Annotated in this window: 13 protein-coding genes; 9 read left to right on the top strand and 4 right to left on the bottom strand. The window is 39.3% G+C overall.

Features of this window, described 5'->3' with window-relative positions; genetic code table 11:
- Positions 1-307 precede the first annotated feature (307 nt).
- From R3X26_RS07065 to R3X26_RS07080, 4 genes are all read left to right on the top strand, one after another.
- Positions 308-2,173: an ATP-dependent zinc protease gene (locus tag R3X26_RS07065; RefSeq protein ID WP_317716514.1), complete on the top strand. Its 1,866-nt coding sequence runs from the start codon at positions 308-310 to the stop codon at positions 2,171-2,173.
- Complete coding sequence (locus R3X26_RS07070; RefSeq protein WP_317716515.1) at positions 2,170-2,805, top strand: sigma-70 family RNA polymerase sigma factor; 636 nt, start codon at positions 2,170-2,172, stop codon at positions 2,803-2,805. Before R3X26_RS07065 ends, R3X26_RS07070 begins: the two co-directional genes overlap by 4 nt.
- A gap of 78 nt (positions 2,806-2,883) precedes the next feature.
- Positions 2,884-3,879, top strand: coding sequence for a permease (locus R3X26_RS07075; RefSeq protein ID WP_317716516.1), 996 nt, complete (start codon positions 2,884-2,886; stop codon positions 3,877-3,879).
- A gap of 70 nt (positions 3,880-3,949) precedes the next feature.
- Complete coding sequence (locus R3X26_RS07080) at positions 3,950-4,186, top strand: thioredoxin family protein (protein ID WP_317716517.1); 237 nt, start codon at positions 3,950-3,952, stop codon at positions 4,184-4,186.
- Between the two features lie 15 nt (positions 4,187-4,201).
- Here R3X26_RS07080 and trmH read toward each other — a convergent pair whose 3' ends face one another.
- From trmH to gmk, 4 genes are all read right to left on the bottom strand, one after another.
- Positions 4,202-4,888, bottom strand: coding sequence for a tRNA (guanosine(18)-2'-O)-methyltransferase TrmH (gene trmH / locus R3X26_RS07085; protein ID WP_317716518.1), 687 nt, complete (start codon positions 4,886-4,888; stop codon positions 4,202-4,204).
- Positions 4,889-4,988: 100 nt separating this feature from the next.
- Positions 4,989-7,109, bottom strand: a complete 2,121-nt coding sequence (gene spoT / locus R3X26_RS07090) for a bifunctional GTP diphosphokinase/guanosine-3',5'-bis pyrophosphate 3'-pyrophosphohydrolase (protein WP_317716519.1) — start codon at positions 7,107-7,109, stop codon at positions 4,989-4,991.
- Positions 7,110-7,149: 40 nt separating this feature from the next.
- Positions 7,150-7,422, bottom strand: a complete 273-nt coding sequence (gene rpoZ / locus R3X26_RS07095; protein WP_317716520.1) for a DNA-directed RNA polymerase subunit omega — start codon at positions 7,420-7,422, stop codon at positions 7,150-7,152.
- A 60-nt stretch (positions 7,423-7,482) separates the two neighbouring features.
- Complete coding sequence (gene gmk, locus R3X26_RS07100) at positions 7,483-8,106, bottom strand: guanylate kinase (protein WP_317716521.1); 624 nt, start codon at positions 8,104-8,106, stop codon at positions 7,483-7,485.
- A gap of 280 nt (positions 8,107-8,386) precedes the next feature.
- Between gmk and R3X26_RS07105 the strand changes: the two genes are divergently transcribed.
- From R3X26_RS07105 to R3X26_RS07125, 5 genes are all read left to right on the top strand, one after another.
- Positions 8,387-9,160: an FCD domain-containing protein gene (locus tag R3X26_RS07105; protein WP_317716522.1), complete on the top strand. Its 774-nt coding sequence runs from the start codon at positions 8,387-8,389 to the stop codon at positions 9,158-9,160.
- Positions 9,161-9,743: 583 nt separating this feature from the next.
- Positions 9,744-11,516, top strand: coding sequence for a sodium:solute symporter family transporter (locus R3X26_RS07110; RefSeq protein ID WP_317716523.1), 1,773 nt, complete (start codon positions 9,744-9,746; stop codon positions 11,514-11,516).
- A gap of 91 nt (positions 11,517-11,607) precedes the next feature.
- The gene (uxuA, locus tag R3X26_RS07115) at positions 11,608-12,789 is read left to right on the top strand and encodes a mannonate dehydratase (RefSeq protein ID WP_317716524.1); all 1,182 of its coding nucleotides are present in this window, start codon (positions 11,608-11,610) and stop codon (positions 12,787-12,789) included.
- Between the two features lie 97 nt (positions 12,790-12,886).
- The gene (locus tag R3X26_RS07120) at positions 12,887-13,435 is read left to right on the top strand and encodes an acyltransferase (protein WP_317716525.1); all 549 of its coding nucleotides are present in this window, start codon (positions 12,887-12,889) and stop codon (positions 13,433-13,435) included.
- 3 nt (positions 13,436-13,438) lie between these two features.
- The gene (locus R3X26_RS07125; protein WP_317716526.1) at positions 13,439-15,673 is read left to right on the top strand and encodes a heparinase II/III family protein; all 2,235 of its coding nucleotides are present in this window, start codon (positions 13,439-13,441) and stop codon (positions 15,671-15,673) included.
- The last annotated feature ends 313 nt before the right edge of the window (positions 15,674-15,986 follow it).

Raw genomic sequence — 15,986 nt, forward strand, 5'->3', positions numbered from 1 at the left:
ATCTCATTGATTAAATTTTGTATGTAGTGCTTTTTGTGGCTATCGATTGTTTAGTGGTGATTATCGATTGCTTGTTTATGACGACAAATTGTTAGTATTGTTGATTAGTACGCTCTTGAGTTTTGTTGTTCTACCATGTGTATTTAGTACTAAATGGGGGCAAAACGTTAGATTACTAGGTTTAAGTGTTAAGCGATGAGATTCATTACCTTTTGCGTAACTTTGACAGCAATTACTGTTGTTATTGGTTACATTGACTAGAATAAATAAATTAACGCAATATCGGCATGTTATGGATTTCCAAAAAATGAATAAATGCACATTATGGTTTTTAGTCGCAACACTCTCTAGTTTTAATATTTTTGCCAGTGAAGTGAGTTATACAACACAAAATCCTGCCTATATGTTAGAGGGAAAGTCGGTTTTTGGTCGAGTAGAGAATGTTTATTTTACTGAAAAAGAACAGTATATGAATATTCCTTTTGATGGAAAAATAGATACTGGCGCAGATACCACATCAATTCACGCCGAGAATATTCATATTCAAAGTGCCAATCCAAAGTACAAACAATTTACTGACAATGAGTTACTTAAGCATATTGTCGATGAATTTGGTGGAACAAAAAGTGACTGGTGGTTAGAAGAGTTCGACACTTCAGAACGTGACCTAAAACTTATCGTCACATTTAATGTTACCAATCCTTATACTGGGGATATTTTACAATTCGAGAAGCCTTTAGCCAGAGTCAGTGTTGTTCGCAGTCGAACCAGCAAAGAGCCCTTATATCGACCGGTTATTAAGTTGAAGATGAAAATTGGTGATGTGGAAGTCAATACAGAAGCGAGTTTAACCGATAGAAGTAACTTTAGTACTCCGATATTGATAGGAAAAAGTTTTTTAAAGGAGAATGCGTGGGTTTTTTCTGGTTATGATTTTTTACAACAGCAACCAGAGTCTTCATTAATCGGTCGAGAAGAGGTAATGAATGTTGCCGGAATGTCTATGAATGCTAGTGTTTCGCTAACCAGTAAATCATCGGTAATGCATGCGACCAATATTAAAGTGGATAAAGATCACAAACAAGTGAGCTTTGCTACCAAAGACAACGCCAATAACAGTAAATCGTATACATTGCCACTGGTTGGAATGATTAAATTTGGTGATATAGAACGTCCTGAGGTTTATGTTCCGGTCAGCGCTGATGGCCATTTTGATACCATGCTACACGTTTATCTTAAAGATCGGTCTAATTACTCTAGTCAATTGCGTTTGGGGACAGAGGCTCTGAGTAAAAACTTTGTGGTAAGTGCCAGTGAAAAACATCTATTAGCTAAACCGAAAGAATCGTTTTCCCAGCGAGTAAAAGATAAAAATCCTTTGGTGATATCACCAGAAGAACAGATCACGATTGATGGCATAAAGATCAGCGCCGTACCAGATTTGAGAGTAAAAACACCGGTACTGAAAGTGAGCAGTTTTGAAATATCGAGTGCTGATCAAGGATCGCAAGTGACTTATTTTCTGGAAGATGACCAAGGGGTGCAGAAGTTTATTAAGCCCGTTTTAAAAAAGATAAAAGTAGGGAATTCGGTTCGTCCAGTGGTGCAAGCTCGATTAGAAGCAAATGGCAAATATACAGAATATAACATTGCCTTAGAAACGTTAGATAAAAATGAAAAGCCGATTTTTTTGATTGGTCAAAAAACGGCTAAAGGTGGGGTCATTATTAATACTCGTACCACATTGTTATTGGAATCTCACGATTTAGTAAAAGCGGGTTATATAGAAAATGCGACAGTAGAAGGATTGAGCTTTCCTGTTAAATTAGATACAGGTGCAGATGTCAGTTCTATGCATGCACAAGATATTAATTTATATAAAAAAGACGGCGTCGATATGGTCGATTTTGTGTATGAAAATGAACAAGGTGATAAGCAGTCTTTCACGCGAAAAGTAGTAAGAATGATGACGATAAAAGCCAAAGATGGTGAAAAAGCCAATTTTAGACCAGTAGTAAAAATGGATGTTCAAATAGGCGATATCAAAGAAAAGGTGAAGGTGAATCTACAAGATCGTTCTCGCTTTAAGTATAGTATGATTGTTGGTAAGAACTTTTTACGTCATGGTGTGGTGGTAACTAGCGATAAGACCTTTTTACTTGGCGAAAAGTGATAAGTAGAGAAATAGCGATGGTGGATACTTCGGCTTTAACGGATACCTTTAAGTCAACGGATGACTGGACGTTAACTAATAGCAATGTGCAACCTTGTGCATTGCGAGCTTGGCAAGAGTATGAACATATACTCTTACAGTGGTTATTTAATCAAACACACGATAAAGTACTAGTTGAAGATATTTCTCAAGATGTTTTTATTAAAGTCATTGGACAACAAGAAAAATTTTGTACGGTACAACACCCTAAAGCTTGGTTGTTTCGTGTAGCGAAAAATACGCTGATCGATTATATGCGGCATAGTCGGTTTCAATTACTGGATCTTGACCTTGTCTCCTCTGATATTGTTCAACAAGAAAATCTATTATCTCCAGTCGACCTTTTAGCATTAAGCTGTTTACCTCGAGTTATTTCTGAATTAGAAAGCCGTGATCGAGACATTCTTATTGCTTGTGATTTGGGTGAGATGAGCCAACAAGAATTTGCTGATACACATAACCTGACGTTAGCTGCAGCTAAATCTAGAATACGTCGCGCTAGAGAGAAACTTAAGAACAAAATACAATCTGAATGCCAAGTAAAGTTAGATGAAAATCAAAGAGTATGCAGCTTTACTGCTAGAGATAAATAAATTACTTGTATTTTTATGACTCCTTTTTGAAACCGCTTCGTCTTTAAGATAAAGCGGTTTTAAATTTATAGGGGTTGTATGTTTCAGGTATTTACAGATTTAGCATCATGGTTGGTATTCGATGTTCTAAGCTTGTCAGCAGAAAGTAAGCTTGGTGATGCTTTGCATTTTTTTGTGGAAGATACTAGCAAGATATTCGCACTTCTTATTGTCATGATATATGCCATTGCGGTTATTCGTGCATCGCTAGATGTTGAAAGAGTTAGAGACTATTTAGCTGGTAAACATCGGTTTACTGGTTACTTATTAGGGGCAACCTTCGGTTCTATCACTCCTTTTTGCTCTTGTTCGAGTATTCCGGTTTTCCTTGGTTTTACTTCAGCGGGTATTCCGTTGGGTATCACTATGGCTTTTCTTATTACCTCTCCGCTGATCAATGAGGTGGCCGTTTTACTTCTGGTTAGTCTACTTGGCTGGAAATTTACCATTCTGTATATCTTGATCGGTATTAGTGTTGGCATGTTAGGTGGCTTCTTTTTAGATGTAATTAAGGCTGACCGTTGGTTAGTTTCTTTCGCAGCAGAGGCACTGAAAAAAGGTGCTGATGCCCAAAAATTGAATCAAAAAGAAGTACAACAAAGCAGTGTACTGACCTTAGCGCAAAGGCATCAATTTGCTAAAGATGAAACCATAGACATTCTCGCAAGGGTGTGGAAGTGGGTCTTTATTGGCGTTGGTTTAGGCGCTGCGTTGCATGGTTATGTACCTGATGGTTGGATAGAAGCGCATTTAGGAGACCGGCAATGGTGGTCTGTGCCTATTGCTGTCTTGCTTGGTATTCCGCTTTATTCTAATGCGACAGGGGTTATTCCTGTTATGGAAAGTTTAATTATAAATGGTTTGCCGATAGGAACCACATTGGCTTTTTGTATGAGTACAGTGGCGGCCAGTTTTCCTGAATTTATTCTTCTTAAACAAGTGATGCAATGGAAACTACTGGCGGCTTTATTTGGCGTGTTATTAGTGTCGTTTACTTTGGTCGGTTGGTTATTCAATATTATTCCGCTTGCTTAAGATAGCCGAGTAGAGTCTACATAGCGCAAATTTAAGAGAAGAAAGTATATTTTTATAGAAGGAAAATTAAATGAAAGTGATTAAAATATTAGGTTCAGGTTGTAAAAATTGTCAAGTGACCGCATCGCTAATTGAACGTGCTGCTCGCTCTCATAATGTCTCTATTCAGCTTGTTAAAGTGCAAGATTTACAAGAAATTATGGCTTATAACGTGATGAAGACACCAGCAGTAGTGATCGACGAAAAAGTAGTACACAAAGGGAGTGTGCCAAAAGAAGAACAAGTAGCGGCGTGGTTTAACGACTGATTTTTGTTCTAACTATTAGCGACTTTGCATTTTTGCCCACCAATCTTGATCCGCGACAATTTGTCCTTGGTCATCTAATGGTGGGTACGATAGGCCTTTACGTTTAGCGACTTTAGCAAGGATAGGGTGACCACGTTCAAATAGTATTTTATGGATAGTCGACTTTTCAAGTGCTGACGTTTCGCGGTCGTAAAATCCAGCAAGCTGACGCTGTCTTTGGGCTTCAAATAATATAAGCGCACTAGCGACTGAGACATTGAGTGATTGCACCATACCTACCATAGGAATGATGATATCTTGATCTGCAAGTGCTAAGGCTTTACCAGAAATACCATGTTTTTCGCCTCCCAAAATAATGGCGGTAGGCTTAGTGTAATCTACTTGTCTAAAATCGATGGCATTGTCGGAAAGGTTGGTTGCGACTATCTGCATATTCTGCGTTTTGAATGCGTCAATAGCGCTTTCGATATTAGAGTGAGTGTCGACTTCTACCCAGTTACGTGCACCAGCAGAAGTGTGGCCTAATGTGCGCATACTTTCGTTTGGCCAAACTGCATGAATTTTATGTACGCCTGCTGCGTCTGCGGTTCTAATTACCGCGGATACATTATTGGGTTTATGCACTTCTTCAAGGCAAAGTGTTAAATCAGGTTGACGGGCTTTAAGTACGGTTTGAATACGGTTATAGCGTTCTAAGTTCATGGTTGTATAACAATTCCGAAAGTATCACATGTATTTTTAACCGCTCAAGAGTTTGTAGATAAAGTAACCTACAAACTCTTGAGAATCGGTTTAGCAATCACTAGGTTTTTCTGCGTCTAACTCGTAATGCATTAGGTATGACTTTGATTTTTTTGATTATCTCTGCCAAATGCACACGATTTTTCGTTGTTAGCGCAAGAGTAATTGTATATAAACGGCCATCTTTTTCTTCGGTCGAAATCCCGTGAATATTCGAGCCTGTTCGAGAAATAACATTGGTTAGTTCCGCTAAAGCACCTTGGCTATTTAACATATCAATCTGCAATTCAGAAATAAACTCTTGATCATGTTCATCAGACCATTCTACCGACATATATTTGTCGGGCTCTTTTTGGTATCCGCGTATATTTGAACAAGATTCAAGGTGAACAACTAAGCCTCTGCCTGGTGAAACGTGTGCAATAATGTGGTCCCCAGGAATAGGATGGCAACATTTTGCGTAGGTTAGCAATATACCATCAGCCCCTTTGATCGATAATTTCTTACTCGATGTGGAACTGACAGAGCTTGTTTCTGTAAGCGCATCTGCGTCACCCAGTAAGCGACGAGCAATTACAATACTCATAAGCTCACCTAAACCAACTGCCGCAAGCATATCCTCAAGAGATTTCATTTTGAGCTCAGACAAAACGTGCTCAATATTTTCAGGATAAATTGTCTCTATATTGTGTCTGCCCAAAGCATGATTCAGTAGACGACGACCTAATGCAACCGACTCTTCACGACGCATGGTTTTTAATACTTGGCGTATTTTTGTTCTTGCTCGAGAAGTTACCACATAGTTGAGCCATGCTGCGTTTGGGCGAGCGCCGGGCGCGCCAATAATTTCAATTGCTTGGCCATTTTTCAGTGCTTTGCTCAATGGGTATGGCTGACGATCTACTCTGGCACCAACACAGGTATTACCGACATCGGTATGCACTGCATAAGCAAAGTCAACCGCGGTTGCACCAGCTGGCAGTTCAACAATTCGACCTTTTGGTGTGAACACGAATATTTCATCAGGAAAAAGATCAGATTTTACGTTCTCAATAAATTCAAATGAGTTACCAGCACTTTGCTGAAGCTCAAGCAAACTTTGCATCCAACGCTGAGCCTTAACTTGCGCCGTGGTGCCTTTACGATCACCACCCGCTTTGTATGACCAGTGAGCCGCAACCCCTTTATCGGCCATTTGATCCATGTCTTCGGTGCGAATTTGTACTTCAACTGGTACGCCGTGAGGGCCAACCATAGATGTATGCAAAGACTGATAACCGTTCGCTTTAGGAACCGCAATATAGTCTTTCATTCTTCCAGGACGAGGCTTATAAAGATTGTGTACTTGCCCTAATGCTCGGTAACAGGTATCTGGGTTATCTACAATAACGCGAAAGGCGTAGATATCCATAATGGTATGAAATCTTTGCTCTTTGGTTTTCATTTTATTGTAGATAGAGAATAGGTTTTTTTCTCGACCAAATACGCGGGCTTTTAAGCCAACTTCCTCTAGGCGACCTTCTATTTCAGAGTGAATACGTTGAATCATCTCTTTTCGATTGCCGCGAGCGGTTTTAACTACTTGCTTGAGAACTTTATAGCGGTTGGGATAAAGCGCTTCAAAACCGAGTTCTTCTAGCTCAGTTTTAATATTATGAATACCTAATCGGTGTGCTAGTGGGGCGTATATTTCTAACGTTTCGCGTGCGATTCGACGACGTTTATCTGGACGAAGTGCGCCCAAAGTTCGCATGTTATGCGTACGGTCCGAAAGTTTGATAAGAATAACGCGAATATCTTGCACCATAGCAAGAACCATTTTGCGAAAATTTTCTGCTTGCGCTTCTTTGCGGTCACGAAATTTAAGTTTGTCTAATTTCGATACCCCATCAACTAGCTCAGCAACGGTTTCACCAAATTGTGCGGCAAGGTCTTCTTTAGAGGTTTCCGTATCTTCAATCACATCATGTAATAGCGCAGCCATTAAGGTTTCATGATCTAAGCGCATTTCGGCTAAGATACGAGCAACGGCAACAGGATGGATAATATAAGGTTCGCCGCTTGAGCGGGTTTGCCCTTCGTGGGCGTTTTTTGCTACCACATAAGATTGACGCAGAGCCTCAAGTTGAGGCTCTGTTAAGTATTCTTGGGCAACATCTTTTAGGCTATCGAATAAATACAAATTAAAGGCCCATAATGTTACTTAACGTTATCTACTAGAGTTAGCGAGCGTGAGTAATACTACTTACTGCTGCTAGCTCTGCAGCCTCTTGTTCTTGTTGTTCTTGGCGCTCTCTTGCATCAAGAACATCTTTGGTGATCAAGCCTTCTTCGATTTCGCGAAGCGCTATAACAGTAGGCTTGTCGTTTTCTTCAGGCACTAGTGAATCTTTGCCGCCATTTTGCATTTGACGAGCGCGGCGTGCCGCGATTAGGACTAGGTCGAAGCGGTTACCAACTTTTTCAACTGCATCTTGAACAGTTACGCGTGCCATGTGGACTCCAATATGTTAACTGATTTTTCTGAATGACGAGAAAGTATACAACTTAAAGGCTTACTCTGCCAATAGTGCTGTAAGCATACCGTTGTATTTCGTCGCTTGTTTGTCTTCTTTTAAGCGTTCCGCACGAATAATGGCTTTAAAATCCATTAAAGAAGCATCAAAATCGTCATTAACGATTAAATAATCATATTCGTTAAAGTGCGACATTTCTGCTTTTGCTTCACTCATGCGTTTGGCTATTACTGCTTCACTATCTTGTCCTCTTGCATTCAAGCGACGCTCCAACTCTCCGTTTGAAGGTGGAATGATGAAAATGCTTTTTGCTTGAGGCATACGTTGGCGAATTTGGCGTGCACCTTGCCAATCAATGTCTAAAAAAACGTCGATACCTTTTTGTAGGTTTTCTTCAATCCAAATACGAGAGGTACCGTAGTAGTTACCAAACACCTCTGCATATTCAAGAAATTCATCGTTTTCGATTAACTCTTCAAATTTGTCTTTTTGAATAAAATGGTAGTGAACCCCATCTTCTTCTCCCGGACGCATACCACGAGTAGTGTGTGATACTGACACTTTCATTGCATAAGTTGGGTTGGTTTCCAATAATGCCGAAATTAAACTAGATTTACCTGCGCCGCTTGGAGCAGACACAATATAAAGCGTTCCTTGAGCCATCTATTTATCCCACACGTATTTGAAGTTGTTGTGCCAATATGCACGCTACCAGTGGATGAACGACTGGATCTGCAAAGCAAAACAAGATAATAACGGCTTCTGCTATCGTTAACCAGTAGCCGAAAAAATGGACGCGAAGAGTATCATATCTAGTAGGTATGTCTCAACTAGGTTATTGGGTTTTTATCTTAGCTTGGGATTCGAGTTGAATAGGTTTCACTTGCAGCATACAATCGTGAGCTAGTTCTCTAATTACTATTAATAGTTAAATAAAACGCTGATGATAAACTTCGAACCAAAACGTTCATATCAAACCTTAGGTTTAATATTGAGAAAAGAGCTCTCCGATGGGCTATATCCAATAGGCAGCCGTTTACCCCCAGAACGCGATATTGCCGAACGTTTAAATGTTGGAAGAACGGTTGTGCGCGAAGCTATTATTATGCTGGAACTCGAAAATCTGGTCGAAGTAAAAAAAGGCTCGGGTGTCTATGTTATTAATTTACCTAAAGAGGTTAACGAATCGCATTCTTTAACCTTCGATAGAGATGTTGGCCCATTTGAAATGTTGCAAGCAAGGCAGTTATTAGAAAGCAGCATTGCAGAATTTGCTGCGATACAAGTGACTCCTTCTGATATTTCCAAAATGCAAGAGGCGCTTGATATTGAAAAATATGAAGTGGCAAGTGGCAGTATTAGTTCTTCAGGTGATCGTACTTTTCATTTATGTATCGCCGAAGCGACGCAAAACTTAATCTTAGTTGATATGTTTAATCAATTATGGGACAAACGAGAGTCGAGTCCAATGTGGAATAAACTGCATGGCCACATTGACAATGCTGATTATCGCAAAGAATGGTTTAACGATCACGCACAAATATTGTTAGCTCTGAAACGTAAAGATCCAGCTGCGGCTAAGCTTGCTATGTGGCAGCACTTAGAAAATGTGAAAGTGAGGCTTTTAGAGTTATCTGATTTTAACGATCCACATTTTGACGGCTATTTGTTTGATTCCGTGCCAGCTGTACTTCTACCTAAAGATAAAATAAGGTAAGCCAACTTACGAGTAAGTTGTTCTATACCTTTAAAAATCAGTGCTTGTGTTGACGCTGACATTTTTAATTTCTGCATCAATTCACTTTATCTGGTACACCTCATTTCATTGATTCTATGAATCATCGCTTCAAATTTTAATTTACGATACCTTTTATTAGGTTACACCTTTATATTTGGCCAACCAATTATTAACGCTTCCGCATTTTTTGTTTAAAATATCACCTGTATTTTCTATATTTAAACCTTTTAATTGAGGTTTTTACTTAGTGATTTTGATTTTACGATCTTTTATATGTCGTATAAATTACTATTTTCTATTGCGTTAATCTAACGACTTAGAATGTTAGGTTTCATCCTTATTCATTGATTTTAATAATGTTAACTCTTTGTTTAATCAATTTTTTGTATTTGTTAATTACGTATTAATAATAATTATATTTTGTATTATTTAACTATTTTATTACTAATAGTTTGATTTGTGTGATTCTGGTCAACCAATTGGTCATCCAATTTTGACACTATATAAATATCAGAGTACAAACTGTTTGCTTTTTATACAATGACGTGAACAAGGATAAATAATGAATATAGATATATATATAGTATTGGGGTACTTCATGTTCCTCATGGTGGTGGGGTGGATGTTTAGAACCGCAACCTCTTCGACCAGTGATTACTTTCGTGGGGGCGGTAAAATGCTCTGGTGGATGGTGGGGTCAACCGCTTTTTTACAAGCATTGAGTGCCATGACATTTACCGGTGTTATGGGTAAAGCACTAGATGTTGGCCTTTCTATTGTGGTTATCTTTTTTGCTAACGCTCTAGGTTATTTCTGTAACTATCTATTCTTTGCGGCAAAAGCTCGACAAATGCGAGTAATTAGTCCAATCCAAGGCATCCGTTTACGTTTCGGACGTGTGAGCGAACAAGTGGTTACTTGGGCAACCGTACCTTCTAGCGTACTGCAAGCTTCTTTGTGGCTAAACGCATTAGCTATTTTTGCCAGTGCGGTTTTCAATATCCCGATCGAAACAACCATTGTTGCCGCAGGTGGTGTGGTGTTATTTATGTCGCTAGTTGGTGGTAGCTGGGCAGTGGTTGCATCTGACTTTATCCAGATGATCATTATTACTGTGGTGACTTTTATTGCAACAATAGTAGCCATTACCAAAGCTGGTGGCGTTACTCCAATTCTAGAAGCAGGCTTACCGGATAAAGGTTTTATCGGTGATGGCTATAGCTATGGTTACCTGTTTATAGGTTGGTTTATCTGTATTTTCATCAAACAGTTTTTTAGTACCAATAATATGATCGACTCGTATCGCTATATCGCGGCTAAAGATACCAATAACGCACGTAAAGCCGCTATTCTTGCTTGTTGTTTAATGGCTTTCGGTCCATTTATCTGGTTCTTACCTGCTTGGTATGTTGGAGGTTACTACTCAGATATGTCTACTTGGGGACTAGATGTTCTTGGTAAAGACATTTCTAACGCGACTTATTTTGTGTTTGTTCGTAATGAAATGCCTGTTGGTATGGTTGGCCTTATGATGTCTGCTATGTTCGCAGCAACAATGTCGTCAATGGATTCTGCTCTTAATCGAAATGCAGGTATTTTTATTAAGAACGTTTACGAACCTTATTTTGCAAAAGACAAATCAGATAAATCGATTTTATTTGCCAGTAAAATCGCTACGATTGTATTTGGTCTTCTAATCATTGTTGCTGGTTTATTCATGAGTAAGCTGAAAGACTTTGGTCTATTCGATGCATTGATGATGGTGAGCACACTAGTGGCCTTCCCTGTGCTTATTCCTTCATTACTGTGCTTCTTTATTAAAAAGACACCAGATTGGGCATGTTGGGCAACGATTGCTGTTGGAGCGTGTGTTTCTGCAGTTATCGCATCAACCAATGCCGCTATGATCGAAAGTTTGTTCAACTTGGCGGAACCTCTGTCAAAACGTGAATTTGCTGAGATGAAATCCATAACAATGGGGGTTACCGCCCACATCATCATAACCGGTGGTTTCTTCTTACTGACTCAGCTGTTTTATAAAGAGCCAACAGGTCAGCGAGCGAAAGAAATTAACGAATTTTTCGATAATACTTCCACACCTATTATTGTTGAAGAAACTCCCGATAGTTTTAAAGCCGATAGACAACAATACGTTTTACTTGGACGTGTATTACTGGCGACCAGTGCTGCGCTGCTCATTTTGACACTTATACCTAATCCTATGTGGGGTCGAATGTTGTTCGTGTTGATGTCGATTATGGTTGGTTTTATTGCATGGTTGCTGTTGCGAGCAGGCAAGCTAAAAGATGCCGAACTAAAAGCTTATAGTCTTTGATTTTTAGAGGTGAGTCGCTGACTCACCTCTAGTTGATAAGGGCTGTTGGTTAGTCACTTTATTACTGATTCATTTTATTGGGGAAGAAAACATGAAACAAACGTGGCGCTGGTATGGTCCCAACGATCCCGTAACTTTGAATGATATTCGTCAAGCAGGTGCGACTGGAATTGTTACTGCATTACATCAAATAGAGAATGGTGAGATTTGGAGTGAAGCGGACATTGTAGAGCGAAAACAATTAATAGAAGATAAGAATTTAACATGGGATGTTGTAGAGAGCATTCCTGTTCATGAAGAAATAAAAACTCAAACAGGTAACTTTATGCAATGGATTGAGAATTATAAACAATCCATCATTAATTTATCTAAATGCGGAATAAAGACAGTTTGTTATAACTTTATGCCGGTTCTAGATTGGACTCGAACTGATTTAGCGTATGAATTACCTGATGGGTCAAAAGCATTGCGTTTTGACCATATTGATTTTGCTACTTTTGACCTTTGTATATTAAAGCGTGAAGAGGCAATAAATGAATATTCTCAACAGGATATTCAATTAGCTAAGGTTCGATTCGAATCGATGTGTCAGTCGGATATTGATCAATTGACAGCCAATATTATTGCCGGTCTACCGGGCTCCGAAGAAGGGTACACGTTAAATCAATTTCGTCATCAATTGGCTAAATATGCACAAATTGATAAAAATAAATTGCGTGAACATCTAGTGTTTTTTCTTAAACAAATCGTGCCCACATGTGAGCAACATAGTGTTAAGTTAGCCATTCATCCTGATGATCCACCGCGTGCCATTCTAGGGCTACCAAGAATCGTTTCGACGATTGATGATATCGCCTATTTAACAGAACAAGTACCGAGTAAAACGAATGGAATTACCATGTGTACAGGTTCCTACGGTGTGCGTGAAGACAATGATTTAATCCAAATGATTCAAACATTTGGAGATAGAGTTCATTTCATACATTTACGCTCGACAAAACGAGAGCAAGAGCAAAACAGTTTCCATGAAGCGGCTCATCTTGATGGTGATGTTGATATGTATGGGGTTATTTTATCTTTGTTGCAAGAAGAAAATAGGCGACAACAGCAAGGTCATCCAGATTTGATTCCAATGAGACCCGATCATGGTCATCAAATTATTAGTGATCTGAACAAAAAAACCAATCCTGGGTATTCTTGTATCGGTCGTTTAAAGGGGTTAGCTGAAATTCGTGGTGTGGAATATGCTTTGAAGAAACAGTTTGCCAGTTGATTTTGAAAATAGATGGATTGATTTTGGAAACACTTTTTATTCAAGTAATTGTCTTTAATTGCAATAAATAGCAACTTTAGTTGATTTAGGTAAATGTATGTCGGTGCAAAGAAAGTATGGTGGTGAACTGTCTGACGAAGAGTTTCGAAAGTTCACCTTATATACCAATCAAAGTAATAATAAACAGGATGATGAATCACGAGCCAAAATATTAGGCTTCACCCACGATAATGTGCGAGTCGCCCCCGGTGCGATTATTAGAATCGGTGATAAACAAATTGGCCGTGGCAGTTATATCGGTTTGTATAGTTATATCAACGGTGATGTAAGCATTGGAGAAAATGTTTCCATTGGGCCGCATGTTTCCATAGTGGCTTCTAATCATGTTTATGATCCGATGACACAATCGTTTAGTGGTCGAAGTTGCTTAGATAAAGGCAAAGTGGTTATCGAAGATGGCGTGTGGTTGACAACTGGTGTGGTAATAACACCAGGTGTAACTATTGGTCGTTGTTCTTTAGTTTGTGCCAATACAGTTGTAACACATGATGCGGCACCTTTTAGCATTGTTGCTGGTACGCCAGCTAAAGTGGTTGGGTATATTGACGAAAAAACTGGCCAATATCATTGGAATAAAGAGGACTAACAATTGACATCGATACTACAAAGAAAACATGACTTTCAAGTGTTTACCTCGCCTAAAAACGGAAGCACAATTGTTAATCCCCCTTGTTTCAATTGGCCTCAAGATGACTATACCCACTGTTATTACGTTGAGCTTATACAAGTTGGTACTGACAAGAAGTGGGATTGGCATTCCATCCAGTCGCCTCTTTTACTCGATTTTGAGTTAGAACCAAGTCAATATCGTTGGAGAGTTACCTCTCTAGAAAGTCAGCAAACATCAGAATGGGTTGAATTTGATATCACATCAGATACGGATTCGTATTTAGCACCGACAGCGCAAGAACTTTTTGCGCAATGTGCAAATAGAGACCAATTTTTGATGTATTTTGATGAAGATATTCAATATATTCAAGATAATAGCCAGCAAGCCAAGCAGAAGCTAATCAATAGTGTATCGAATATTGATATCGACTCGATCCAATACCCTAATCATTACCGTAGAGGTTTAGAAGAAGGTAAGCGTACCGCGATTGCTAACGTTCGAAATTGGATAGATCGTGATTTGATTGCTTTGACACTGCTTTATAAAATTTGGGGCGATGTTGAGGCAGGTAATCGAGCTCGAGATATTTTATTGCGAGTCTGTGAATGGAGCCCAGAAGGCCCAGCTTCATTGTTACGCCCATGCACATGGGGCGATGAAGTAGGGTTATCGATCGCTCGAAATCTTTATTTAGCTTACCATTGGTTAAGCCCAATTCTAACAGAAGACGAGCAATCTTTTGTGCGACCTATGCTGATTCGCGTTGCTTATCAAATGGAACAACGTTTAGAGCAAGATCAGTTTAAGCAATTTCCCGGACATTCACATACATCAAGGTTACCTGCTTACTTAGGGGTTGCGGCGTTAGCGCTGCATAAAGAGTTTGACCGCGATGTATGTGCACGCTGGTTGAACTATGCGCTAATGATTTATCGTGGCGTCCTACCATTTTATGGTGGAAAAGATGGCAGTTGGGTTGAAGGGCCGTTTTATTCATCGTCATATAGCAAATGGCACCATCCATTTTTTCTTTCTGTTGAGAGAATCAGTCGTTTTTCTTTTTATAATCATCCGTTCTATAAAAACTACGTTAATTTTGCGATGGACTTTGTTGCCACAAAAGAACGTATTCATCCATTTGGTGATGGATATTGGTGTCAAAGAGAAGGGACTGAATGGCCAGGATTCTTTGCTCAAAATCCATTAAGAATTTATGCACAACGTTACGGTGATCTTCAAGCCATTGAACTAGATAAGACTCTTGAAGACGATATTGAGAATTATAAATTACATCTTCTTGATGTTATTCCTACTATTCCACAATTGGAGTGTGTAGCAAAAAGACAGCGTCAAAATGACGTTCAGCAAAACAAAATAGATAGGCCTGATAACATTTATTATTCTTACGCTGGTCTTGGAAAAATGTCTAAAGGTTCCTCTTCTATTTACTATCGCGCCAGTCAATTTGGCAATAGTTCACACAGACACGCAGACCAAGGTAACTTTGCATTTGTCGACTCAGGTACCAATGTACTCACTCCTAGTGGTAGTTACGGTTATCGTTTTGGTAGTCGTCATCATAGTCAATGGACTCGTACAACCCTTGCGCATAACCTGCCTTTAATCAATGGATTAGGTCAAAGGCTTGATTGCCCTAAGGCGACAGCGTCGGTGCTTGATCATATCGAAGGAGAGTGTTTTAACGGTGTTATATTAGACCTCACTAACGCCTATGATGGCTGTGAAAATTATACGCGAGTATTGGTTCATGTAGTGGACAAGGGGTTAGTGGTGTATGACCAAATAACTTTAAACGAGACAGCGCCATTACAGTGGCGGTTACATACTCCTTTAAAAATAATACTTGGTAAGCAAGTTCACACCATGTTTGGTGATCATTCTATACAGAACCCATCCGGAAAAACTCTATACCAAATAGAAATGCTTTCTAATCACGCCAACTTGCCAGAGCTGGTAAGTGAAGTGAATGATGCGGATGGTTATTACGGTGAAATTGAATCGGATGCGCAACGAGATGTTAAGCATATAGAATGGAAAATTAAACCCAATACACGACACCATGTGGTAGTAAGTTGTGTAAATAGTCCGATTGACTGCCAATATTTGGCAGGAGAAGGCATTGTAATGAAACATAATGGTGAACAACTAATTATAAAAGAAGGGTCACAATCTTTTTTGACTCATGGTATCTAAAGTCATCATTAGATTAAGTTAAAGCCACGAGTAGAGTGTTCAAGATAAATAAGTGAGAGTCTTTCTTATTTACTAAGTCTACAGGTTGTCACCAATAAAGTTACAATCTGTAGACCATCATATAGATGGATTTCTTATTTGTTGTAGATTCAAAGTAGTACGCCATCCGTTGGGCATCTGGGGCAGGTAGCTACCTGTACCCTCAGAAAGCTGCATGATCTGGGCATTTATCTGCCTACTGCGTCCGTTTAACTCTTTAATACTAGTGGGGCAAACTCCTAAGAGAACTTAACAGATCAGTGAGGCTTATTTT

It is taken from the genome of Vibrio sp. TH_r3, assembly GCF_033101115.1.
Lineage (GTDB): Bacteria > Pseudomonadota > Gammaproteobacteria > Enterobacterales > Vibrionaceae > Vibrio.